Source organism: Pseudomonas sp. PONIH3 (assembly GCF_002934345.1).
GTDB lineage: Bacteria > Pseudomonadota > Gammaproteobacteria > Pseudomonadales > Pseudomonadaceae > Aquipseudomonas > Aquipseudomonas soli.
The window spans coordinates 5,443,374-5,465,798 of the sequence record NZ_CP026386.1 but is presented as its reverse complement, the minus strand read 5'-3'; the positions used below and the strand labels follow the sequence as shown (position 1 = coordinate 5,465,798).

The window sequence follows — 22,425 nt, the reverse complement described above, 5'->3', positions numbered from 1 at the left end:
GATGAACGATCACAACAATAGCATCCATCTGGAAAACGCCATGTCGACCACCACCATGACCATGATCCAGGCCCTGCGCTCGGCCATGGATGTCATGCTCGAGCGCGATGACAACGTGGTGGTCTATGGCCAGGACGTTGGTTACTTCGGCGGCGTGTTCCGCTGCACCGAAGGCCTGCAAACCAAGTACGGCAAATCTCGCGTGTTCGACGCGCCGATCTCCGAAAGCGGCATCGTCGGCACCGCCGTGGGCATGGGCGCCTACGGCCTGCGCCCGGTGGTCGAGATCCAGTTCGCCGACTACTTCTACCCCGCCTCCGACCAGATCGTCTCGGAGATGGCCCGCCTGCGCTATCGCTCGGCCGGCGAGTTCATCTCGCCGCTGACCTTGCGCATGCCTTGCGGCGGCGGCATCTACGGCGGCCAGACCCACAGCCAGAGCCCCGAGGCGATGTTCACCCAGGTCTGCGGCCTGCGCACCGTGATGCCATCGAACCCCTACGACGCCAAGGGCCTGCTGATCGCCTCGATCGAATGCGACGATCCGGTGATCTTCCTCGAGCCCAAGCGCCTGTACAACGGCCCGTTCGACGGCCATCACGACCGCCCGGTGACGCCGTGGTCCAAGCACCCACACAGCGCGGTGCCGGACGGCTACTACAACGTGCCGCTGGACAAGGCGGCGATCACCCGCCCGGGCAACGACGTCACCGTGCTGACCTATGGCACCACCGTGTATGTATCGCAAGTGGCGGCCGAAGAGAGCGGCGTCGACGCCGAGGTCATCGACCTGCGCAGCCTGTGGCCGCTGGACCTGGAGACCATCGTCGCGTCGGTGAAGAAAACCGGCCGCTGCGTGGTCGTGCACGAAGCCACCCGCACCTGCGGCTTCGGCGCGGAGCTGGTATCGCTGGTCCAGGAGCACTGCTTCCATCACCTCGAAGCGCCGATCGAGCGCGTCACCGGCTGGGATACCCCCTACCCCCACGCACAGGAATGGGCGTATTTCCCAGGCCCTTCGCGGGTAGGCGCGGCACTGAAACGGGTCATGGAGGTCTGAATGGGCACGCACGTCATCAAGATGCCGGACATTGGCGAAGGCATCGCGCAGGTCGAGTTGGTGGAATGGTTCGTCAAGGTCGGCGACCTGATCGCCGAGGACCAGGTGGTGGCCGATGTCATGACCGACAAGGCCACCGTGGAAATCCCTTCGCCGGTCAGCGGCAAGGTGCTGGCCCTGGGCGGCCAGCCAGGTGAAGTGATGGCGGTCGGCAGCGAGCTGATCCGCATTGAGGTCGAAGGCAGCGGCAACCATGTCGACACGCCTCAGGCCAAGCCGGCCGAGCCTGCACCCGCACCTGCAGCGGTGCAGGCCGCGGCCCGCCCCGAGCCACGCGTCGAGCCCCAGCCGCAGGTTGCCGCAACCCAGGCAACCGCGCCCATCGTGCCGCGCGAGGCCCATGACAAGCCACTGGCCTCCCCGGCGGTACGCAAGCGTGCCCTGGATGCCGGTATCGAGCTGCGCTACGTGCACGGTAGCGGCCCGGCTGGGCGCATCCTGCACGAAGACCTCGACGCCTTCATCAGCAAGCCGCAGAGCAGTTCCGGGCAGGCACCCGGCGGCTACGGCAAACGCACCGACAGCGAACAGGTGCCGGTGATCGGCCTGCGCCGCAAGATCGCCCAGCGCATGCAGGACGCCAAGCGTCGTGTCGCCCACTTCAGCTACGTCGAGGAAATCGACGTCACTGCCCTCGAGGCCCTGCGCCAGCAGCTCAACGCCAAGCATGGTGATAGCCGCGGTAAGCTGACCCTGCTGCCGTTCCTGGTGCGCGCCATGGTCGTCGCCCTGCGCGACTTCCCGCAGATCAACGCCACCTATGACGACGAAGCCCAGGTCATCACCCGCCACGGCGCGGTGCACGTCGGCATCGCCACCCAGGGTGACAACGGCCTGATGGTACCCGTGCTGCGCCATGCCGAAGCCGGCAGCCTGTGGAGCAACGCCAGTGAGATCGCCCGTGTTGCTCACGCAGCGCGCAACAACAAGGCCAGCCGTGAAGAACTGTCCGGCTCGACCATCACCCTCACCAGCCTCGGCGCCCTTGGCGGCATCGTCAGCACACCGGTGGTCAACACCCCGGAAGTGGCGATCGTCGGCGTCAATCGCATGGTCGAGCGGCCAATGGTGATCGACGGCCAGATCGTCGTGCGCAAGATGATGAACCTGTCCAGCTCGTTCGACCACCGCGTGGTCGATGGCATGGATGCCGCACTGTTCATCCAGGCCGTGCGCGGCCTGCTGGAACAGCCCGCCTGCTTGTTCGTGGAGTGATCATGCAAGAGCTCATCAACACCACCCTGCTGATCATCGGTGGCGGCCCCGGCGGCTATGTGGCCGCCATCCGCGCCGGGCAACTGGGCATCCCCACCGTGCTGGTCGAAGGCCAGGCCCTGGGCGGCACCTGCCTGAACATCGGCTGCATTCCGTCCAAGGCGCTGATCCATGTGGCCGAGCAATTCCACCAGGCCAGCCGCTACACCGAACCTTCGCCGCTGGGCATCAGCGTGTCCTCGCCGCGCCTGGACATCAGCCGCAGCGTCGAGTGGAAGGATGGCATCGTCGACCGCCTGACCAGCGGCGTCGCCGCGCTGCTGAAGAAACATGGCGTGAAGGTGATCCACGGCTGGGCGAAGATCCTCGACGGCAAGAGCGTCGAAGTCGATGGCCAACGCATCCAGTGCGAACACCTGCTACTGGCCACTGGTTCCAACAGCGTCGAACTGCCGATGCTGCCGATCGGTGGGCCGATCATCTCATCCACCGAGGCCCTGGCACCCAAGGCACTGCCCCAGCACCTGGTGGTGGTCGGCGGCGGCTACATCGGCCTGGAACTGGGCATCGCCTACCGCAAGCTCGGTGCCAAGGTCAGCGTGGTCGAAGCACGCGAGCGCATCCTGCCGACCTATGATGCCGAGTTGACCGCGCCGGTGGCTGAGTCGATCAAGAAACTGGGCATCGCCTTGTACCTGGGCCATGGCGTCGAAGGCTATGCCGACGGCTGCCTGCTGGCCAGCGATGGCCAGGGCGGTCAACTGCGCCTGGAAGCCGACCAGGTATTGGTTGCCGTGGGCCGCCGTCCACGCACCAAAGGTTTCGGCCTGGAAAGCCTGGACCTGCAGATGAACGGCGCGGCCATTGCCATCGATGAGCGCTGCCAGACCAGCATGCGCAATGTCTGGGCCATCGGCGACGTGGCCGGCGAGCCGATGCTGGCGCACCGGGCCATGGCCCAGGGCGAGATGGTCGCCGAAGTCATCGCCGGCAAATCCCGGCGCTTCGAACCCAGCGCCATCGCTGCGGTGTGCTTCACCGACCCGGAGGTCGTGGTCGTCGGCAAGACCCCGGAGCAGGCCAGCCAGCAGGGCCTGGACTGCATCGTCGCGCAGTTCCCCTTCGCCGCCAACGGCCGGGCCATGAGCCTGGAATCCAAAACCGGCTTCGTGCGGGTGGTGGCGCGTCGCGACAACCACCTGATCCTTGGCTGGCAGGCCGTGGGGGTGGCGGTGTCCGAGCTGTCCAGCGCCTTCGCCCAATCACTGGAGATGGGCGCGCGCCTGGAAGACATCGCCGGCACCATCCATGCGCACCCGACCCTCGGCGAGGCGGTACAGGAAGCAGCACTACGGGCCCTGGGGCACGCACTGCATATCTGAGTCACTGAAGCGGTAATTTGGCCCGCTGCGCCCCCGGCGCCGCGGGTCTTTTTTTATCATCATCCAGCGCGTCGCCCGCTTCGCCAGCAAGGCTGGCTCCTACAGGACTGAGGTATGCCACAAACATTGTAGGAGCCGGCCTTGCCGGCGAACACCGGCATAGCCGGGGCCATTGATGGCGTCACTCAGCCATGGCGTTCTTGCCATCGGCCTTGGCCCGGTACAACGCCTGGTCGGCGCGTTCGAGCAAGCGCGCGGCGTCGTCGCCTTCCTGCCATTGCACCACGCCATAGCTCATGGTCAGCTGGCAATCATCAATCGCCACCATCGGCCCCATCGCCTGGCGAATAGCCACGGCCAGCGCACGGGCCTCGTCAAGACCGCCACCCGGCAGCACCACCGCGAACTCATCCCCGCCCCACCGGGCCAGCAGGTCCTGAGGCCGCAGACAGGTGCGGATGCGCTCGGTTACCTCGATCAACGCAGCATCGCCCCGGGCATGACCATGACGATCATTGATCGGCTTGAAGTCATCCAGGTCCATGGCGATCAACGCCAGCGGCTCACGGAAGCGGGCGGCGCGCTCGCATTCGCGCTGCAAGGTCTTTTCCAGGCAATAGCGGTTGGCGGTGCGGGTCAGCGCATCGCGTTCGGCAAGTTCACGGTTCTCGTCCAACTGCCGCTGCAATTGCTGGTTGACCCACGACAGCTCGCGGGTGCGTTCGGCGACCTGGGTCTCCAGCGACTGGTTGCGTTGTTCCAGGCCCGCCACCAGGCGCTTGCCGGCATCGATATTACGGTGCGCGCCCAGCATGCGGGCCACCGAACCATCGGCGTTACGGGCAATGATGTGGCCGCTGTCCTCGATCCACAGGTAGCTGCCGTCCTGGCAGCGGCAGCGGTACTCGATGCGGTAACGCTCGTTACGCTGGTTGATGTAGGCCTCGAAGTGCGCCATCACCCGTGGATAATCCTGCGGGTGGATCACGCTTTCCCAGCTCAGCACCGAGTTGGCCATGGAGTGACTGGCATACCCCAGCATCGCGTACCAGCCCGGGTTGCGGTAGACATAACCGCTGTTGGCATCCCAGTCCCAGATACCATCGCTGATCAGGTCGAACAGGGTGTGCAGCTGCTGCTCGGTAAAGCCCGCCGGAACCGGTTGGGGTGGCTGACTCATGGACGCTCTCCTTGGTATCCAGCAACTGCGCCCCGATTACGGTGCTGCCGACATTCATGACAATTGCCGCAGGCGGCAAGCCTGCGCCTCTTGCAGGCAAGCATATGCCGAGCGCATAGCGCCAGGAATAGCCCGAAGGGGCTATTTCACGACAGATTACACCCTGGCACAGCTTTTGCCCCTTTCGCCGGGTCCTACGTAGCAGTCCATGGAGGAAACCATGCTTGTCGGCGCAACCGGCCTGAATTGGCAAACCGTGCAACAACCCCAGCACAACGGCAACGAACCAGTGACCAACCCCGCCCCCGGGTTCCCAGCCATCACCGCGACCGGCAAGGCCCAGACGCAGCAGCACAGCCAAGGCGGCACATCGCAACAGCACGCCGAGGATAACCGCAAGGAGGCCTTTGCCAAGATGCGGGTCTCGCTGGACAACCCGCAGACCGACACGGCCTCGCAAACCCGCGCCGGCAAGCAGAAGGCATCCGACGCCGCGCAGGAATTTCACGACTACATGGCCAAGTCACCGGCGCAGAAGATCAAGGAAAAGATGCTTCAGGAGTTGGGCCTGACGCCGGAGGAATACGATGCGCTGCCACCTGAGCGGAAAATGCGCATCGACGAGAAGATCGCCCGGCGCGTCCAGGAAGAAGCCGAGTTGAAGACCCAAGCCAAGATCGAACAGGAACAGCATCGCGTGCAGGCTGCCAACCTGGTGGGTGACGAGCCAGAGAAAGCCACTGTTCAGGACATCGAGCAGCGATATTCCGCCAACCTTTGAACATTGACGGCGCGATTGCACTGGGGGAAATGAGAATGGCGTCCCAGGCAGGATTTGAACCTGCAACCTTCCCCTTAGGAGGGGGATGCTCTATCCAATTGAGCTACTGAGACATGCAAGCCGCCAGCGAAGGCTGTACGACACAACGGCAAGCATGTTAACCAGCATGCCGCCGTTTGTCATGCCTCAATCGGGCAAATTGCATGTCGGTTTTTTCGCCAGGCTCGAGCGGATTACCCCCTGCTCGCCCAGCAAGCAGAGCAAGGCGCGCAACGCTTGTGCCAATGTAGCCGAATTGTCGAGCACATGGACGTCGGCATCATAGGCTTGCAGGCTGGTATTGCGGGCCAGTCGCTGCTCGATGTCCTGCAGGCTTTCTCGCCCCCTGGCCAGCAAACGCTCGCGCAAGACCCCGGGCGATACCGCCAGGCCCACCGCCAGCAGGTCGGGATACCGGCGCCGGGCGGCGGCCAAGTGACCACGGGAACCGTTGATCAGCACCGACTTGCCGGCATCAAGCCAACTGTCGATCTGTATAGGAATGCCATAGCACCAGCCATTGGCCTGCCAATCCAGGGCGAACGCGCCGGCTTCGCGCATGGCCTGGAACTGCGCCTCGCTCACACCGTAGGCGTCTTCGCCCTTGGCCTCGGCCGAGCGGGTGATGACCCTGCGGGCCACTTCCACCCCATACGCGCGCAATGGCTCACGCGCCGCGTCTATCAGGGAATCTTTTCCCGAGCCAGACGGTCCTATGAGCAATATCACACGCGCCCTTGAGATCGCCCCACTGCTTGCGTCATATTGCATAGCCACTATGCTCAACGTGAAGGAAACCAGCAAATTGTAAGCTTTTCCCGTGGCTTTTGTTGCCTTTTACCAGATTTTGACGACAAACGTCTGACACTACCGAACACGGATGTCTGTGAAACTTTTCAAACCAGTGCTCATTTCTGATAATTGGTACTGGCAAAAAGCCTTTATCCGGCTCACTATTTGTCACAGAATTGACGCCAAGGAAACGGCGACCATGAGGCAAGATGAACATCCAAAATCACATCACGGTTGAACATTTTGTCGTCGCCGCGGTCGTACTTCCACCGTGCGGCCAATTTGAGAACCGCTTCCCCTGAACCAGAACAACCGGTCAATTTATATGCGCCCAATGAAACAGGCTATCTATTCGAGCCGCACCGCTGACAAGTTCGTCGTTCGCCTGCCAGACGGGATGCGTGAGCGCATTGCCGAGGTAGCGCGCAACCATCACCGCAGCATGAACTCCGAGATCATCGCACGCCTGGAACAGAGCCTTATCCAGGAAGGTGCGCTGGGTGACGAGCTGAGCATGCGCCTGGACAGCCCAGAGCTCAGCCTGCATGAACGCGAGCTGCTGCAGCGCTTCCGTCAACTGTCTCACCGCCAGCAGAATGCCCTGGTCGCCCTCATCGCTCACGATGTGGAAATGGCGGCCGACGCCTCCTGACTCAGGCACGCAACAGTCGCACACAAAAAAGCCAGCGCAAGCTGGCTTTTTTGCATCTGGTGATTGCGGGGGGCACGGCGGGGTAACGCACGCTCTTTGTAGGAGCGGCCTTGGGTCGCTCCTACAACAGGAACAGCGTAGCCAGGCCGAGGAAGATAAAGAACCCGCCACTGTCGGTCACGGCGGTGATCATAACGCTCGAGCCCATGGCCGGATCCCGCCCCAGGCGCGTCAGGGTCATCGGGATCAACACCCCCATCAAGGCGGCGAGCAGTAGGTTCAAGGTCATCGCCGCGGTCATCACCAGGCCCAATGACCAACTGCCGTACAACCAGAACGCCACGACGCCGATCACCCCACCCCAGATCAGGCCATTGAGCAGCGAAACCGCCAGCTCCTTGCGCATCAGGCGACTGGTATTGCCCGGCGACACCTGGTCCAGGGCCATGGCACGGACGATCATGGTGATGGTCTGGTTGCCCGAATTGCCACCGATGCCCGCCACGATCGGCATCAGCGCGGCCAGGGCGACCAACTTTTCGATGGAGCCTTCGAACAGACCGATTACCCGCGATGCCACGAAGGCGGTGATCAGGTTGATGGCCAGCCAGGCCCAACGGTTGCGCAGCGATCGCCAGACCGAGGCGAAGATATCTTCCTCTTCGCGCAGACCAGCCATGTTGAGCACTTCGCTTTCGCTCTCCTCACGAATCAGGTCGACCATCTCGTCGATGGTCAAACGGCCGATGAGGCGGTCGCTCTTGTCCACCACTGGCGCGGAAACCAGGTCGTAACGCTCGAACGCCTGGGCGGCATCGTAGGCATCTTCCTCGGGATGGAAAGTCACCGGGTCATTGGCCATGACCTCCGCGACTTTCTTGTCCGGGTCGTTGACCAGCAACCGCTTGATCGGCAGCACGCCCTTGAGCTTGCCATCGTAGTCGACCACGAACAGCTTGTCGGTATGCCCCGGCAATTCTTTGAGTCGACGCAGGTAGCGCAACACCACTTCGAGGCTGACGTCCTCACGGATGGTCACCATCTCGAAGTCCATCAGCGCACCGACCTGCTCCTCGTCATAGCTCAGGGCCGAACGCACGCGCTCGCGCTGCTGCGCATCGAGGCTTTCCATCAACTCATGAACAACGTCGCGCGGCAGCTCCGGCGCCAGGTCGGCGAGTTCGTCGGCGTCCATTTCCTTGGCGGCGGCCAGCAGCTCGTGATCGTCCATGTCGGCGATCAGGGTCTGGCGAACAGCGTCGGAAACTTCGAGCAGAATATCGCCGTCACGATCCGAGCGCACCAACTGCCAGACCGTCAGGCGATCGTCCAGTGGCAGGGCTTCGAGGATGTAGGCAATGTCGGCAGGGTGCAGGTCGTCGAGCTTGCGCTGCAGCTCGACCAGGTTCTGGCGGTGGACGAGGTTTTCCACCAGGTCATGATGATGACCTTCCTGACGGTGCGTCAGGTCTTCGACCACGCGCTGGCGCTGCAGCAGTTCGATCACCTGGGCCAGGCGATCCTGCAGGCTGTCTTGAGTTTTCTTTACTTCGATTTCGGTCATAGGCGAACTCCACTCCCAGCAGCGGAGCACGCCGGGAGAATCAATCGGTCAGATCTTGCGGTATGAAGCGTGTTAGCGAGTAACTACTGGGTAAGTCCATGGTGGTATTCCACAAGCCCCGGCGGGGCTGACGGGCGCAATCATACACTGTGCAAGCTGTCGGATCGCTTAAATTTTTTTGGCCAGAACAATCGTTTGCGCGCTAAAGCTGTGACAACGCTCGAAGCCAACAGTGCGACGGTGGGTCGGGCGGAAAAAGCACATCGCTTTCAGGGCCCCGAACAATTCGCGACTGACCTCGACCTGTAGGAGCCAGCCTTGCTGGCGAACCAGGCGACGCGATGGCTGGGCACCGGCTGCGCCGGTGTTCGCCGGCAAGGCCGGCTCCTCCGCAGATCGCGAGACCTACTGAAAAGCGTAGATGCACATCAGCGACAATTCAGTGCGCCAGAAAAACAAAAAGCCCGCTCAAATGAGCGGGCTTCTTGATGTATGGCGGACTCAGCAGGATTCGAACCTGCGACCGCTCGGTTCGTAGCCGAGTACTCTATCCAGCTGAGCTATGAGTCCGTGGTTGGTAGTTTTAGGCCAGATTACCACTGGCTTGTTGAAGCGTCTTTGCAAGCAGAGCCACTTCAAAAAGTGGCGGACTCAGCAGGATTCGAACCTGCGACCGCTCGGTTCGTAGCCGAGTACTCTATCCAGCTGAGCTATGAGTCCGTGGTTGGTAGTTTTAGGCCAGATTACCACTGGCTTGTTGAAGTGCCCTTGCAAGCAAAACCACTTCAAAAGTGGCGGACTCAGCAGGATTCGAACCTGCGACCGCTCGGTTCGTAGCCGAGTACTCTATCCAGCTGAGCTATGAGTCCGTGGGGTAGTTTTAGACCAGGTTACCACTGGTTGATTGAAGCAGCCTTGCAGGCAAAGCCACTTCAAAAATGGCGGACTCAGGAGGATTCGAACCTCCGACCGCTCGGTTCGTAGCCGAGTACTCTATCCAGCTGAGCTATGAGTCCGTGTCTTGCTGTGCCATTCAGATCGCTTGACGCGCTCTAGGCAAATAATGGCGGTGAAGGGGGGATTCGAACCCCCGATACCCTTATGAGGTATACTCCCTTAGCAGGGGAGCGCCTTCGGCCACTCGGCCACCTCACCGCAACACGAGGCGAATATTAAACACACCCTTCCTCGTTTGCAACCCTTTTTTTGAAAAAAACTTCAAAAAAATTAAAGGCTTGGCTCCTCGTCCTTCTCTTTCTTGATCCGCAGGTAGATTTCCTCGCGGTGAACGGCCACTTCTTTAGGCGCGCTCACGCCAATACGCACCTGGTTGCCTTTGACACCCAGGACCGTCACGGTGATCTCACCGTCACCAATGATCAGGCTCTCGGCGCACCGACGAGTCAGAATCAGCATAGTTTTCTCCTCACATGAATCTTCAGGGACAACAGTCTTTAAAAGCAGGGCCTGGCCGGGGACGACGGCCTGGGCCCAGGTCAACCCGCCAATGGCGCCTGGACAGGGACACCATCAGCGGCCAGAAACACGAAGGGCGCGGCAAGCCGCGCCCCTCCAGGCAGCGTGTCACTCACCCTGTCGGGCGGGAGCGTCGAGCTCGAACGCGGTGTGCAGCGCGCGTACGGCCAGCTCCAGGTACTTCTCTTCGATAACCACCGAGACCTTGATCTCAGAGGTGGAGATCATCTGGATGTTGATGCTCTCCTTGGCCAGGGCCTCGAACATGCGGCTGGCAACGCCCGCGTGGGAGCGCATGCCGACGCCGACGATCGATACCTTGGCGATCTTGGTATCGCCGACCACTTCACGCGCGCCGATCTCGCGGGCGGTGTTTTCCAGCACGCTCAGCGCCTTCTCGTACTCGTTGCGGTGCACGGTGAAGGTGAAGTCGGTGGTGTTATCGTGCGAGACGTTCTGCACGATCATGTCCACTTCGATGTTCGCGGCGCTGATCGGGCCGAGGATCTTGAAGGCAACGCCTGGGGTGTCCGGGACGCCACGAATGGTCAGCTTGGCCTCATCGCGGTTGAAGGCGATACCGGAAATGATCGGCTGTTCCATGGATTCCTCTTCATCGATGGTTATGAGGGTACCCGGACCCTCCTTGAAACTGTGCAGCACGCGCAGCGGGACGTTGTACTTGCCGGCGAACTCCACCGAGCGGATCTGCAGCACCTTGGAGCCGAGGCTGGCCATTTCCAGCATTTCCTCGAAGGTGATCTTCTCCAGACGCTGGGCCTGGGGCACGACTCGCGGGTCGGTGGTGTAGACGCCGTCGACATCGGTGTAGATCTGGCACTCATCGGCCTTCAGGGCCGCCGCCAGGGCCACGCCGGTGGTGTCGGAACCGCCACGACCGAGGGTAGTGATGTTGCCGTGCTCGTCGACCCCCTGGAAACCAGCCACCACCACCACGCGCCCGGCCTTGAGGTCGGCGCGGATCTTCTGGTCGTCGATCTGCAGGATGCGCGCCTTGTTGTGCGCGCTGTCGGTGAGGATGCGCACCTGGTTGCCGGTGTAGGACACCGCCGGCACGCCACGCTTCATCAGGGCCATGGACAACAGGGCGATGGTGACCTGCTCGCCGGTCGAGACGATCACGTCCAGCTCGCGGGGTTCGGGCTTGTCGGTGATCTGCTTCGCCAGGTCGATCAGGCGATTGGTTTCCCCGCTCATCGCCGACAGCACGACCACCAGGTCGGTGCCTTGCTCGCGGAATTTCTTGACCTTGTCGGCAACCTGCTCGATCCGCTCGATGGAACCGACAGAGGTACCGCCAAATTTCTGTACGATCAACGCCATTTCAAAGGTGCCTCAGCCCTAAAGGGCCCCAAAAAACAATCCAACATGAAACGACCGGCGACTAGACCGCCGGCCGCCTCATCTCAAAGACCCTGCTCGGCGAACGGCACGGCCAGGGCCAGGGCCTGATCCAGCGCGGCGACGTCGACGCCACCACCCTGGGCCATGTCAGGGCGACCGCCGCCCTTGCCACCGACCGCCGCAGCGGCTTGTTTCATCAGATCGCCAGCCTTGAGTTGGCTGGAGAGGTCCTTGGTCACGCCAGCCACCAGCACGACCTTGCCCTCATGCTCGCTGCCCAGCAGGATCACTGCATGGCCGAGCTTGTTCTTCAGCTGATCGACGAGCGCCAGCAGGGCCTTGCCATCCTGCCCATCCAGGCGGGCGGCGAGGACCTTGGCACCCTTGACCTCAACGGCCGCGTTGGAGAGATCGTCCCCGGCGGCGCTGGCGGCCTTGGCCTGCAGCTGCTCGAGCTGCTTTTCCAGCTGGCGGTTGCGCTCAAGCACAGCCGACAGCTTGTCGATCAGGTTGTCGCGGTTGCCCTTGACCAGTTGCGCGGCTTCCTTGACCCGCTCTTCGGCAGCGTTCAGGTAGGCCAGCGCAGCGGCGCCGGTGACCGCTTCGATACGGCGCACGCCAGAGGCCACGCCGCCTTCGCTGATGATCTTGAACAGACTGATGTCGCCGGTGCGCTTGGCATGGATGCCGCCACACAGCTCGACGGAGAAATCACCGCCCATGCTCAGCACACGCACGGTGTCGCCATATTTCTCACCGAACAGTGCCATGGCGCCCTTGGCCTTGGCGGTTTCGATATCGGTCAGCTCGGTCTCGACCGGGGTGTTCCTGCGCACTTCGCGGTTGACGATGTCTTCCAGGGCCTTGATCTGCGCAGGCGTCACCGCCTCGAAGTGGCTGAAGTCGAAACGCAGGCGCTGACTGTCGACCAGCGAGCCCTTCTGCTGCACGTGATCGCCCAGCACCTGGCGCAACGCTTCGTGCAGCAGGTGAGTGGCCGAGTGGTTCAGCGAGGTGGCGTGTTGCACCTCGGCATCGACCTTGGCCTCGACCGGCGAGCCGATGACCAGCGCACCGCTGGCGACCACGCCGTGGTGCAGGAAGGCACCACCGGTCTTGGTGGTATCGCGCACGTCGAAGCGCGCGGCAGCGGCCTGCAAGTAGCCGCTGTCGCCAACCTGGCCGCCGGACTCGGCGTAGAACGGCGTGCGGTCGAGCACGACCACGCCTTCCTCGCCTTCGCCCAACTGGTCGACCGACTGACCATCCTTGTACAGGGCGACGATCTTGCCTTGCCCTTCGGTAGTGTCGTAGCCGAGGAAATCGGTGGCGGTGTCGACCTTGACCAGGCTGTTGTAGTCCATGCCGAAGGCGCTGGCGGAACGGGCACGCTCGCGCTGGGCTTCCATTTCACGCTCGAAGCCGGCTTCGTCGATGGTCAACTCGCGCTCGCGGGCGATGTCGGCGGTGAGGTCCATGGGGAAGCCGTAGGTGTCGTACAGCTTGAACACCACGTCGCCCGGGACGACCTTGCCCTGCAGTTGGGCCAGGTCCTGCTCGAGGATGCGCAGGCCCTGCTCGAGGGTCTTGGCGAACTGCTCTTCCTCGGTCTTGAGCACGCGCTCGATGTGCGCCTGCTGGCCCTTGAGCTCTGGGAAGGCTTGACCCATCTCGGCCACCAGGGCGGCGACGATCTTGTGGAAGAAGCTGCCCTTGGCGCCCAGCTTGTTGCCGTGGCGGCAGGCGCGGCGAATGATGCGGCGCAGCACGTAGCCACGGCCTTCGTTGGACGGCAGCACGCCGTCGGCAATCAGGAAGCCGCAGGAACGGATATGGTCGGCGACCACTTTCAGCGATGGCTGGTCGTCGTTGCTGCAGCCGATGGCTTCGGCGGCGGCGGCCAGCAGGCTCTGGAACAGGTCGATCTCGTAGTTCGAGTGCACGTGCTGCATCACCGCACTGATGCGCTCCAGGCCCATGCCGGTGTCCACCGACGGGGCGGGCAGCGGGTGCAGGACGCCGTCGGCGGTACGGTTGAACTGCATGAAGACGTTGTTCCAGATCTCGATGTAGCGGTCGCCGTCTTCTTCCGGCGAGCCGGGTGGGCCGCCCCAGATGTCGGCGCCGTGGTCATAGAAGATCTCGGTGCACGGGCCGCACGGGCCGGTGTCGCCCATGGTCCAGAAGTTGTCGGAGGCGTACGGGGCGCCTTTGTTGTCGCCGATGCGCACCATGCGCTCGGCCGGCACGCCGACTTCCTTGGTCCAGATGTCGTAGGCTTCGTCGTCGCTGGCGTAGACGGTGACCCACAGCTTTTCCTTGGGCAGGTTCAACCACTTGTCCGAGGTCAGGAAGGTCCAGGCGAAGGTGATGGCATCGCGCTTGAAATAGTCGCCGAAGCTGAAGTTGCCCAGCATCTCGAAGAAGGTGTGGTGACGGGCGGTGTAGCCGACGTTTTCCAGGTCGTTGTGCTTGCCACCGGCGCGCACGCACTTCTGGCTGCTCACGGCGCGGGTGTAGGCGCGCTTTTCCTGGCCGAGGAAGCAGTCCTTGAACTGGTTCATGCCGGCGTTGGTGAACAGCAGGGTCGGGTCATTACCCGGGATCAGGGAGCTGGAGGCAACGCGAGTATGTCCCTGCTCTTCGAAGAAGCGGAGGAAGGCTTCACGGATTTCTGCGCTTTTCATAGGTTCTTCCACGGAAACGGCGGCCACACGTCGAATCGACGAAACGACGGCAAAGGGCCGCATTATATCGGTCCTGCAGTCTCGGTGCAGTGTGTTTATGCGATAGAAACCGTCGATTGGACGGCTTGCAGGGCTAAAGCAATTGAAAACGGCATGACCGCGATGCTATCGCCAGCGTTTCGCTACTGGCAAGCCAATTACGGTCCCGGGGCAGGGAAAATTAACAGGTTGGTGAATTAAAAGAATTTCATCACCGAAGGGATCCAAAATCGCAGGCGCGGGCTTGCCCCGCGCCTACGGGTATCAGGCCAGGCGTTGCCCCGAATCCGGGACGATCAGGATGCCGGCGCGCAGCCCGTTCTTCACCTTGGGGTTGGGGAAGATGATCCGTGCGCCCTCCTCCTCCACCACCCAACGCGTCTCGGCCAGGTCCTCGGCCAACAGATCGCCCTTTTTCAGCTCGGAGAAGTTTTCGATGTCCGCCGGCAGGTGCAGGCGGAAACTGTCGCTGTGCTTGATGATCTCGCGGGCGACGCTGAACAGCTTGAGGCCATCCAGGGACTGCTCGATCTGCGGCTCGGTATCTTCGATGAGCTGGATCAAGCGCGCTTCGAGCTTGTCGAGGTTGACCTCCTCGTTCTGCCCGAACGGGCGGGCCTTGCCGAGCTCCAGGGTGAAGGCCTCGGCATCGAGCTGCTCATAGGTGAAGGCGCTGAAGGTGATCGACGACTTGCTCTGCAACAGCACCGCCTCCATACCGGCCGCCGCCAGACGCGCCAGCTCTCGGCGGGAGTGCTGGCGGCCTTCCTTGTAGGGATACAGCGCGAACTGCTCGATCTTCGACCCACGAATGGCGGTATGCAGGTCGTAATGCAGGCGGGTGCGCTCGGGTTTGCTGAAAAATACCCGGGCAAACTGCTCGAGCTCTGCGGCACGCAATGCCTCGAAGCCACTGGACAGTTCATGCCGGCCATTGAACAGCCGGTTGATGTCCTGCTCGATGAAACGCTCACCCTTGCGGATCGCCGCCGGGTTGCCAAACAGGAACAACACCCGCGCACGTGGCTTGATCTTGCCGTTGGCCACGCCGTGCAGCAGCCTTTCGAGCAACTCGATCGGCGCTGTCTCGTTGCCATGGATACCAGCCGACAGCAGCAGGTCGAGCCCGCAATCCTCACCTTCGGGCGGGCGCACTTCCAACGCACCCTCCCCCAGCCAGCGCAAACGCACGCCCCGGGTGGTCACTTGGGTCTTCTCGGCCGGTTCGTGATCGGTCAGGGTCAGCTCAAGCAGTTTGCCAAGGGCGAGCATAGGCGCTTCCTTAGTGGTGGTGGCCGCAGTCCGGGCCGTGGACGTGGTCGTCGTCACCGGCGACATCGGCCGGCTCCATTTCCAGTTGCAGGCTGACCAGGTTGGTGGCCATCGGGCGCAGCAGCAGGTTGGCGTACTCGGTGTCGTCTTCCTCGACATCGACGCCGATCAGCAGCTGGCCGCGACCGTCCTGCTGGATCCACACCTCCTTGCCTTGCCAGACCACCGCAAAACGGGTGCACGAGGTTTCCAGCTGGGTGCCGTCTTCATCTTCCAGGATCAGGCGCAGGGCGTCGGACATTGCAATTTCTCTCTTCAAGGTTGGCGTTGGAACGGATAGACCGAACCCAGCTTGAGGATCTGGGTCAGTTCATCCAGTGCCGTGCGGCATTCCACCAGCAACTGCGGGTCGGCCAGGTCCGCCTCGCCGAGGCGATCGCGGTAGTGCTTGTCGACCCATTGCACCAGGGTGTCGTACAGCGGGGCGGTCATGATAACGCCTTGGTTCACCGCCGCCAGTTCGTTTTCCTTCAACGCCACGCGCAGCCGCAGGCAAGCCGGGCCACCGCCGTTCTGCATGCTCTGCTTGAGGTCGAACACCTTGACCTCCTTCACCGGACCGCCCTGGCTGGTCAGTTGCCCCAGGTACGCCCAGACCCGCTCGTTGTTGCGGCACTCTTCCGGCACCACCAGCAGCATCGAGCCGTCTTCGCGACTGAGCAGCTGGCTGTTGAACAGGTAGGAACGCACCGCGTCCTCCACCGTCACCGCCGCACGCGGCACGCAGATGCCCTGGAAGCGGCCACCCTTGCTGGCCAGTTTAGCCTGCAGCTGGCCAAGCACCGCATCGGTCTCGAGGAAGGCGTCCTCGTGGTAGAACAGCACTTCGCCATTGCCTACCGAGATCACGTCGTTGTGGAACACGCCCTGATCGATCACTGCCGGATTCTGTTGAGCGTAGACCACGCCATCATCGCTCAGCCCATGCAGGCGGGCGACGGCCTGGGAAGCCTCCAGAGTCTGGCGCGCCGGATACTTCTGCGGCGCGGGGTAGCGGCTGTCGAAGGCGCTGCGGCCATAGACGAAGAACTCCACCCCCGCTTCGCCATAGGCACGGCAGAACCGCGTATGGTTGGCCGCGCCTTCGTCACCGAACTGCGCCACGGCCGGCAAGGCCTGGTGATGAGCGAAGTGCTTGTCATCACTGAACATGGCGCCCAGCACCCGACTGGTGGTCGGGTACTCGATGCTACGGTGGTACTTGCAGTTGAGATTGGCGGCGGTGAAATGCACACGACCATCAGCGGTATCGGCGCTGGGGCTGACGGTGGCGGCGTTGGCCACCCACATGCTCGACGCCGAGCAGCTGGCGACCAGCAGCGGCATGGCTTCCTTGGCGGCACGCTGGATCACTTCGGCATCATTGCCGGTGAAACCCAGGCGGCGCAATGCGGCCACATCCGGGCGCTCCTGCGGGGCCAGCACGCCCTGCTTGAAGCCCATTTCCATCAGCGCCTTCATCTTCGCCAGGCCCTGGCGCGCCGCCTCGCGCGGGTTGGAACCCTGCTGGCTGTTGCTCTGCGAGGCCACGTTGCCGTAGGACAGGCCGCCGTAGTTGTGGGTCGGCCCCACCAGGCCATCAAAATTCACTTCAAAGGATTTCATCGGCAAGGCTCCGAGACCTGTTGTTATAGGGTGACGCCCGGCGTCAGGGTCGCCGGCAGTACGAGGTTCGCGGTCTCCAGCGAAGCCACGGGGTAGGCGCAGTAGTCCGCCGCGTAGTAGGCGCTGGCGCGGTGGTTGCCGCTGGCACCGACACCACCGAACGGCGCGCTGCTGGCAGCACCGGTGAGCTGCTTGTTCCAGTTGACGATGCCGGCGCGGCTGCGCAGCCAGAAGTGCTGGTAACGGGCATTGGAGTCCGACAGCAGGCCGGCGGCCAGGCCGTACTGGGTGTTGTTGGCTTCCTCGATTGCCGCATCGAAATCGGCGTATCGGATCACCTGCAGCAATGGGCCGAAGAATTCCTCGTCCGGGCGCCCGGTCACAGCAGTGACGTCGATGATGCCGGGGGTAAGCAAGGCGGCGTCAGCCTGCGGCTGGGTCATCTCCAGCAGCGCCACGGCGCCCTTGCCGAGCAGTTCGGCCTGGGCCGCCAGCAATGCGCGGGCCGCCTGCAGCGAAATCACCGACCCCATGAACGGCGCGGGCTGCTGATCGAAGGCGCCGACACTGATGCTGCGGCTCACCTCGACCAGGCGTTGGATCAGCGCGTCACCCCAGGCGCCCTGCGGTACCAGCAGGCGGCGGGCACAGGTGCAACGCTGGCCGGCGGAGATGAAGGCCGATTGGATGATGGTGTACACCGCGGCATCCAGGTCCTTGACCTCGTCAACCACCAGCGGGTTGTTGCCGCCCATCTCCAGGGCCAGGATCTTGTCCGGGCGGCCGGCGAACTGCTGGTGCAGCAGGTTGCCGGTACGGCTGGAACCGGTGAAGAACAGGCCGTCGATACCTGGGTTGGCGGCCAGCGCCACGCCTGTCTCACGAGCGCCCTGGACCAGGTTGAGCACACCAGCCGGCAACCCGGCCTCGATCCAGCACTGGACCGTCAGCTCGGCAACCTTGGGAGTCAGCTCGCTGGGTTTGAACACCACGCAGTTGCCCGCCAGCAGCGCCGGAACGATATGGCCGTTGGGCAAGTGGCCGGGGAAGTTGTATGGGCCGAATACCGCCACCACGCCATGGGGCTTGTGGCGCAGTACGGCAGTGGCGTCGGCCAGCGGACCGCTCTTCTCGCCGGTACGCTCGCGGTAGCTCTGCACCGAGATGGCAACCTTGTTGACCATGCTGGTCACTTCGGTGGCCGATTCCCACAGCGGCTTGCCGGTTTCTTCGCCAATGCAGCGCGACAACGCCTCGGCATTGGCCTTGAGCTTCTCGGCGAAGGCCTCCAGAACGTTAATACGCGCATCCAGGCTCAGCGATGCCCAGGCGGGGAACGCCTGGCGGGCAGCCTGCACGGCATTCTCGACCTGCGCGGCATCGGCGCCCTGCCCTTGCCAGATCACCGCCTGGGTGACGGGGTTGAGCGACTGCAGGGCTTCGCCCTGGCCAGCCAGCCACTGGCCGGCAATGTAATGCGTATTCATTTACTGGGCCTCCCGACCGGCGGACAGTGGCACGGCACGCACGTTGTCGCCGGCGCCCAGGCGCAGGCGCTTGGCGGTCTGCGGATCGACCACCAGGGTGCCTGCGGCCAGGCGCGCCGGCGCGGCCGTGATGCGGCAGTCTTCGCGCTTGCGGTTGTGGATGATGAAAGGGGTGGCGTCGTCGCCTGGTGTACCAACGGCCAGCACCAGGGTCTGGCTATCACGCACGGCGCGGATCTTCGAGGTCTCGCATTCGATTGCGGGGCCTGCGTCGAAGATGTCGACGTAGCCCTGGTAGTTGAAACCTTCACGCTTGAGCATGGCCAACGCCGGCTCCGTATCGGCATGCACGCGACCAATGACGTTGCGCGCCGCTTCCGAGAGGAAGCAGGTGTACAGCGGAAACTTGGGCATCAGCTCGGCGATGAACGACTTGTTGCCCACGCCGGTGAGGTAGTCGGCCTGGCTGAACTCCATCTTGAAGAAGTGCCGGCCCAGGCTTTCCCAGAATGGCGAACGACCTGCCTCGTCGGACATGCCGCGCATCTCGGCGATGATCTTGTTGCCAAACAGTTGCGGGAACTCGGCGATGAACAGCATTCGCGCCTTGGACAGCAGACGCCCGTTGAGCCCGCTGCGGTAATCGCTGCGCAGGAACAGCGAACACAGCTCGGAGTTGCCGGTCAGGTCGTTGGCCAGGAACAGCGTGGGAATCTCGCGGTAGATGTTCAGCTCCTGGGAAGCGCTGACGGTCAGGCCGACCCGATAGTTGTACCAGGGCTCGCGCAGGCCGACAGCGCCAGCGATGGCGCTGATGCCGACCACCAGGCCCTCGTCGTTCTCCAGCACGAACAAGTAGTCGGTATCGCCGCGCTCGGCTTCGCCGCGGAAAGTCTTTTCCGCCCAGCCAACCCGCTGGCCGAGGCGCTCCTCATTGGCAGGCAGCGTCGTCAGCCCGGTGGTACCGGTGCTGCGGGCCAACTCGATCAGCGCGGGTAAATCGCTGCTGCGTACAGGACGAACGATCATGCTATCTCCTTGTGCGGCGGTCTGTGCCTGCCGCGAAACTCTCTGTTGCGGCGGTTCAGACCGCGACCAGGCGCACACTGGCGCCCTCGCCGACACCCAGGGCCTCGGCAGCTTCGCCGCTGAGGCTGACCGGCTTGCCCGGCACCCAGTCCAGTTCCAGCAGCACCGCGCGGTAGTCCTGCAACTGGCCATTGCACACCAGGTACGGACGGCCGCCCTTGACCGACGCGCCGTCTAGCTTGACCGGCACCACCCGGCTCTGGGCGATGGAGCGGATGCCCGAGGTACGGGCATGCAAGGTAGGTCCGCCGTCGAAGATGTCGATATAGTGCTCGGTCTCGAAGCCTTCGCGCATGAGAATGTCGAAGGTGATCTGCGCCCGCGGATGCACCTGGCCCATGGCTTCCTGGGCGGCGTCCGGCAACAGCGGCACATAGATCGGGTAATGCGGCATCAGTTCAGCCAGGAAAGTGCGGCTCTTCAGGCCGCACAGGCGCTCGGCGTCGGCATAGTTGAGGTCGAAGAAGTTGCGGCCGATAGCGTCCCAGAACGGTGATTCGCCCTGCTCGTCGCTGTAGCCGACGATCTCGGTGACCACCGACTCGGCGAAGCGCTCCGGGTGCGAGGCCATGAACAGCAGGCGGCCACGCGAGTTGAGTTCGGCAAAGGCGCTGGTCACCAGCTCCGGCACCACGTAGAAGCTGGTCAGCAGGCTGTTACCGGTTAGGTCGTGGCACAACGACAGGACGTGGATCTTGTTGTGGATCTTCAGCTCGCGGGAGGCGTGCACGAAGGTCTCGTTGCGGAAGCTGTAGAACGGCTCGGAGTAGCCGGCCGAGGCGACGATGGCCGAGCAACCGACCAGCTCGCCGGTGGCGCTGTCCTCGAGCACGAAGAAGTAGCTCTCCTCGCCGTTGAAGCTGACCTCGGCGGCGAAAGAGGTTTCCGACGCGGCGATCTTGTCGCCCAGGCGGCCAGCATCGTCCGGCAGCGAGGTGACACCAATGGGGCTGTCGGCAGCCATGCGCTGCACTTCGTTCAGATCAGCCATTTGCGCGGGGCGCATCACCAGCATGGTGTCACTCCTTTCGGGAAAGCGCACCGATCAACTCGGCACGAAAAAACGGCGGGCACGCGCCACTACCTGCAAGCAGGTGCCCGCACTGGAATCAGGTATCGCCGGCCTCGCTAGAGGCCGGCGACAGAACCGCAGGATCAGCCCTGGGTCAGTTTGCGCACAGCGCGCTCGAAGCGCTCCAGGCCTTCATCGATATCGCTGTCCTCGACCACCAGGCTCGGGGCGAAGCGCACGACATCGGGGCCTGCCTGCAGAACCATCACACCTTCCTTCTCGGCGGCGTTGAGGATGTCCTTGGCCTTGCCCTTCCAGGCGTCACTGAGCACGCAGCCGATCAGCAGGCCGACACCGCGCACCAGGGTGAACAGGCCGGTATCCTGGCCGATCTTCTCCAGGCGGGTCTTGAAGCGCTCATGTTTGGCCTTGATGCCCGCCAGGGTTTCCGGGGTGTTGACCACATCGAGCACGGCGCAGGCGACGGCACAGGCCAGCGGGTTGCCGCCGTAGGTGGTGCCGTGGGTGCCGACGGCCAGGTGCTTGGCCAGGTCGCTGGTGGTCAGCATCGCGCCAATCGGGAAGCCGCCGCCCAGGCTCTTGGCGCTGGTCAGGATGTCCGGGGTGACGCCGTAGTGCTGGTAGGCATACAGCGAGCCGGTACGGCCGACGCCGGTCTGCACTTCATCGAAGATCAGCAGCGCATTGTGCTCGTCGCACAGCTTGCGCGCGCCTTCCAGGTAGGCCTTGTCGGCCGGCACCACGCCGCTCTCGCCCTGGATCGGTTCGATGACCACGGCGCAGGTCTTGTCGGAGATCTGCGCCTTCAACGCTTCCAGGTCGTTGTACGGCACGTGGCTGATGCCGGTGATCTTCGGCCCGAAGCCGTCGGAGTACTTGGGCTGGCCACCGACGCTGACGGTGAACAGGGTGCGACCGTGGAAGCTGTTAACGGTGGCGATGATCTCGTGCTTCTCGGGGCCGAAACGGTCATGGGCGACACGGCGGGCCAGCTTGAAGGCGGCCTCGTTGGCCTCGGCGCCGGAGTTGCAGAAGAAGGCGCGCTCGGCAAAGGTCGCGTCCACCAGCTTGTGCGCCAGGCGCAGGGCCGGCTCGTTGGTGAACACGTTGGAGACATGCCAGAGGGTATTGGCTTGCTCGGTCAGCGCCTTGACCAGCGCCGGATGGCAGTGGCCGAGTGCGTTGACCGCGATGCCGCCGGCGAAGTCGATCAGCTCGCGCCCGGACTGGTCCCATACTCGGGAGCCCTCGCCTCGCACAGGAATGAAGGCCGCCGGGGAGTAGTTGGGAACCATGACCTGGTCGAAATCGGCACGTTGCACCGGGGCTTGCTCAACGGACATCTGAGTCTCCTGAAGAGGAACGCTGGCCTGGAAGTGGCGAGCGATGAAGGGATTGTAAGGACTGATCGGCGCCTGTCCTTGCTGCCAGGCGACAACTTGTTACAGCGCCAAACCGAGTTTTCACGCGGTTTTCGGCAATGCGACAAACAGTGTCGCAATCGCGCAGTGTAACGGCAGCAGGGGGTGGCGGGGAGATGCTCGGTGAGAATTGGGTGAACGGGTGTTCACATATACAAATCGCATC

Annotated in this window: 19 protein-coding genes and 6 tRNA genes; 5 read left to right on the top strand and 20 right to left on the bottom strand. The window is 63.2% G+C overall.

What is annotated here, in order from left to right:
• Position 1: 1 nt before the first annotated feature.
• Genes C3F42_RS25285 through lpdA form a run of 3 tightly spaced genes read left to right on the top strand, consistent with a single transcriptional unit; the run spans position 2 to position 3,717 of the window.
• On the top strand, positions 2–1,060 hold the full coding sequence (locus tag C3F42_RS25285) for an alpha-ketoacid dehydrogenase subunit beta (protein ID WP_104445054.1): 1,059 nt from the start codon (positions 2–4) through the stop codon (positions 1,058–1,060).
• Positions 1,061–2,335 (top strand): dihydrolipoamide acetyltransferase family protein, encoded by a 1,275-nt coding sequence (locus C3F42_RS25280; RefSeq protein ID WP_104445053.1) that lies wholly within the window; start codon positions 1,061–1,063, stop codon positions 2,333–2,335.
• Positions 2,336–2,337: 2 nt separating this feature from the next.
• Positions 2,338–3,717 carry a dihydrolipoyl dehydrogenase gene (gene lpdA, locus C3F42_RS25275; protein ID WP_104445052.1) on the top strand — a complete coding sequence of 460 codons (1,380 nt, stop codon included), beginning with the start codon at positions 2,338–2,340 and terminating at the stop codon, positions 3,715–3,717.
• A 181-nt stretch (positions 3,718–3,898) separates the two neighbouring features.
• Here the strand turns inward: lpdA and C3F42_RS25270 are convergent, their stop codons facing one another.
• A complete protein-coding gene (locus C3F42_RS25270) occupies positions 3,899–4,897 on the bottom strand; it encodes a diguanylate cyclase domain-containing protein (protein WP_104445051.1) in 999 nt (332 codons plus the stop codon).
• A 220-nt stretch (positions 4,898–5,117) separates the two neighbouring features.
• Here C3F42_RS25270 and C3F42_RS25265 point away from each other — a divergent pair, with 220 nt between their 5' ends.
• Positions 5,118–5,678, top strand: a complete 561-nt coding sequence (locus tag C3F42_RS25265) for a hypothetical protein (protein WP_104445050.1) — start codon at positions 5,118–5,120, stop codon at positions 5,676–5,678.
• Between the two features lie 36 nt (positions 5,679–5,714).
• Here C3F42_RS25265 and C3F42_RS25260 read toward each other — a convergent pair.
• Both C3F42_RS25260 and phnN read right to left on the bottom strand, forming a co-directional pair.
• Positions 5,715–5,791 (bottom strand) — tRNA-Arg (locus C3F42_RS25260).
• A gap of 73 nt (positions 5,792–5,864) precedes the next feature.
• Positions 5,865–6,488: a phosphonate metabolism protein/1,5-bisphosphokinase (PRPP-forming) PhnN gene (gene phnN, locus C3F42_RS25255; RefSeq protein ID WP_104445049.1), complete on the bottom strand. Its 624-nt coding sequence runs from the start codon at positions 6,486–6,488 to the stop codon at positions 5,865–5,867.
• Positions 6,489–6,834: 346 nt separating this feature from the next.
• Here phnN and C3F42_RS25245 point away from each other — a divergent pair, with 346 nt between their 5' ends.
• Positions 6,835–7,161: an Arc family DNA-binding protein gene (locus tag C3F42_RS25245; RefSeq protein ID WP_003254499.1), complete on the top strand. Its 327-nt coding sequence runs from the start codon at positions 6,835–6,837 to the stop codon at positions 7,159–7,161.
• A gap of 121 nt (positions 7,162–7,282) precedes the next feature.
• Here the strand turns inward: C3F42_RS25245 and mgtE are convergent, their stop codons facing one another.
• The 17 genes from mgtE to C3F42_RS25165 all read right to left on the bottom strand — a co-directional run bounded on the left by mgtE (position 7,283) and on the right by C3F42_RS25165 (position 22,181).
• Positions 7,283–8,725 (bottom strand): magnesium transporter, encoded by a 1,443-nt coding sequence (mgtE, locus tag C3F42_RS25240; protein ID WP_104445047.1) that lies wholly within the window; start codon positions 8,723–8,725, stop codon positions 7,283–7,285.
• 168 nt (positions 8,726–8,893) lie between these two features.
• On the bottom strand, positions 8,894–9,103 hold the full coding sequence (locus C3F42_RS29490) for a hypothetical protein (RefSeq protein ID WP_158659592.1): 210 nt from the start codon (positions 9,101–9,103) through the stop codon (positions 8,894–8,896).
• A gap of 115 nt (positions 9,104–9,218) precedes the next feature.
• Positions 9,219–9,295: transfer RNA gene (locus C3F42_RS25235), tRNA-Arg, on the bottom strand.
• Positions 9,296–9,368: 73 nt separating this feature from the next.
• A tRNA-Arg gene (locus C3F42_RS25230) sits at positions 9,369–9,445 on the bottom strand.
• Positions 9,446–9,517: 72 nt separating this feature from the next.
• Positions 9,518–9,594: transfer RNA gene (locus C3F42_RS25225), tRNA-Arg, on the bottom strand.
• Between the two features lie 70 nt (positions 9,595–9,664).
• Positions 9,665–9,741: transfer RNA gene (locus C3F42_RS25220), tRNA-Arg, on the bottom strand.
• Between the two features lie 48 nt (positions 9,742–9,789).
• Positions 9,790–9,880: transfer RNA gene (locus tag C3F42_RS25215), tRNA-Ser, on the bottom strand.
• 72 nt (positions 9,881–9,952) lie between these two features.
• Complete coding sequence (gene csrA / locus C3F42_RS25210) at positions 9,953–10,141, bottom strand: carbon storage regulator CsrA (RefSeq protein ID WP_003254503.1); 189 nt, start codon at positions 10,139–10,141, stop codon at positions 9,953–9,955.
• Between the two features lie 168 nt (positions 10,142–10,309).
• Positions 10,310–11,545 (bottom strand): aspartate kinase, encoded by a 1,236-nt coding sequence (locus C3F42_RS25205; RefSeq protein WP_104445046.1) that lies wholly within the window; start codon positions 11,543–11,545, stop codon positions 10,310–10,312.
• A gap of 83 nt (positions 11,546–11,628) precedes the next feature.
• Positions 11,629–14,253, bottom strand: a complete 2,625-nt coding sequence (alaS, locus tag C3F42_RS25200; protein WP_158659591.1) for an alanine--tRNA ligase — start codon at positions 14,251–14,253, stop codon at positions 11,629–11,631.
• Positions 14,254–14,556: 303 nt separating this feature from the next.
• Complete coding sequence (gene astE, locus C3F42_RS25195; RefSeq protein WP_094011870.1) at positions 14,557–15,564, bottom strand: succinylglutamate desuccinylase; 1,008 nt, start codon at positions 15,562–15,564, stop codon at positions 14,557–14,559.
• Positions 15,565–15,574: 10 nt separating this feature from the next.
• Complete coding sequence (locus tag C3F42_RS25190) at positions 15,575–15,865, bottom strand: hypothetical protein (protein ID WP_011534960.1); 291 nt, start codon at positions 15,863–15,865, stop codon at positions 15,575–15,577.
• Between the two features lie 14 nt (positions 15,866–15,879).
• Positions 15,880–17,229, bottom strand: a complete 1,350-nt coding sequence (gene astB / locus C3F42_RS25185) for an N-succinylarginine dihydrolase (protein ID WP_094011869.1) — start codon at positions 17,227–17,229, stop codon at positions 15,880–15,882.
• A 23-nt stretch (positions 17,230–17,252) separates the two neighbouring features.
• Positions 17,253–18,716 carry a succinylglutamate-semialdehyde dehydrogenase gene (gene astD, locus C3F42_RS25180; protein ID WP_094011868.1) on the bottom strand — a complete coding sequence of 488 codons (1,464 nt, stop codon included), beginning with the start codon at positions 18,714–18,716 and terminating at the stop codon, positions 17,253–17,255.
• Positions 18,717–19,745, bottom strand: coding sequence for an arginine N-succinyltransferase (gene astA / locus C3F42_RS25175; protein WP_094011867.1), 1,029 nt, complete (start codon positions 19,743–19,745; stop codon positions 18,717–18,719).
• Positions 19,746–19,800: 55 nt separating this feature from the next.
• The gene (gene aruF, locus C3F42_RS25170) at positions 19,801–20,820 is read right to left on the bottom strand and encodes an arginine/ornithine succinyltransferase subunit alpha (RefSeq protein WP_038706573.1); all 1,020 of its coding nucleotides are present in this window, start codon (positions 20,818–20,820) and stop codon (positions 19,801–19,803) included.
• A gap of 140 nt (positions 20,821–20,960) precedes the next feature.
• Positions 20,961–22,181, bottom strand: coding sequence for an aspartate aminotransferase family protein (locus tag C3F42_RS25165; RefSeq protein WP_038706574.1), 1,221 nt, complete (start codon positions 22,179–22,181; stop codon positions 20,961–20,963).
• Positions 22,182–22,425: the final 244 nt, after the last annotated feature.

Excerpts from the sequence above, each read along its gene's own strand:
- C3F42_RS25270 (WP_104445051.1), bottom strand. The coding sequence starts at position 4,897 with ATGAGTCAGCCACCCCAACCGGTTCCGGCGGGCTTTACCGAGCAGCAG.
- C3F42_RS25280 (WP_104445053.1), top strand. The coding sequence starts at position 1,061 with ATGGGCACGCACGTCATCAAGATGCCGGACATTGGCGAAGGCATCGCG.
- C3F42_RS25285 (WP_104445054.1), top strand. The coding sequence starts at position 2 with ATGAACGATCACAACAATAGCATCCATCTGGAAAACGCCATGTCGACC.
- C3F42_RS25245 (WP_003254499.1), top strand. The coding sequence starts at position 6,835 with ATGCGCCCAATGAAACAGGCTATCTATTCGAGCCGCACCGCTGACAAG.
- lpdA (WP_104445052.1), top strand. The coding sequence starts at position 2,338 with ATGCAAGAGCTCATCAACACCACCCTGCTGATCATCGGTGGCGGCCCC.
- csrA (WP_003254503.1), bottom strand. The coding sequence starts at position 10,141 with ATGCTGATTCTGACTCGTCGGTGCGCCGAGAGCCTGATCATTGGTGAC.
- phnN (WP_104445049.1), bottom strand. The coding sequence starts at position 6,488 with ATGCAATATGACGCAAGCAGTGGGGCGATCTCAAGGGCGCGTGTGATA.
- C3F42_RS25165 (WP_038706574.1), bottom strand. The coding sequence starts at position 22,181 with ATGTCCGTTGAGCAAGCCCCGGTGCAACGTGCCGATTTCGACCAGGTC.
- astD (WP_094011868.1), bottom strand. The coding sequence starts at position 18,716 with ATGAATACGCATTACATTGCCGGCCAGTGGCTGGCTGGCCAGGGCGAA.
- astA (WP_094011867.1), bottom strand. The coding sequence starts at position 19,745 with ATGATCGTTCGTCCTGTACGCAGCAGCGATTTACCCGCGCTGATCGAG.
- C3F42_RS25190 (WP_011534960.1), bottom strand. The coding sequence starts at position 15,865 with ATGTCCGACGCCCTGCGCCTGATCCTGGAAGATGAAGACGGCACCCAG.
- C3F42_RS25205 (WP_104445046.1), bottom strand. The coding sequence starts at position 11,545 with ATGGCGTTGATCGTACAGAAATTTGGCGGTACCTCTGTCGGTTCCATC.
- mgtE (WP_104445047.1), bottom strand. The coding sequence starts at position 8,725 with ATGACCGAAATCGAAGTAAAGAAAACTCAAGACAGCCTGCAGGATCGC.
- alaS (WP_158659591.1), bottom strand. The coding sequence starts at position 14,253 with ATGAAAAGCGCAGAAATCCGTGAAGCCTTCCTCCGCTTCTTCGAAGAG.
- C3F42_RS25265 (WP_104445050.1), top strand. The coding sequence starts at position 5,118 with ATGCTTGTCGGCGCAACCGGCCTGAATTGGCAAACCGTGCAACAACCC.
- astB (WP_094011869.1), bottom strand. The coding sequence starts at position 17,229 with ATGAAATCCTTTGAAGTGAATTTTGATGGCCTGGTGGGGCCGACCCAC.
- aruF (WP_038706573.1), bottom strand. The coding sequence starts at position 20,820 with ATGCTGGTGATGCGCCCCGCGCAAATGGCTGATCTGAACGAAGTGCAG.
- astE (WP_094011870.1), bottom strand. The coding sequence starts at position 15,564 with ATGCTCGCCCTTGGCAAACTGCTTGAGCTGACCCTGACCGATCACGAA.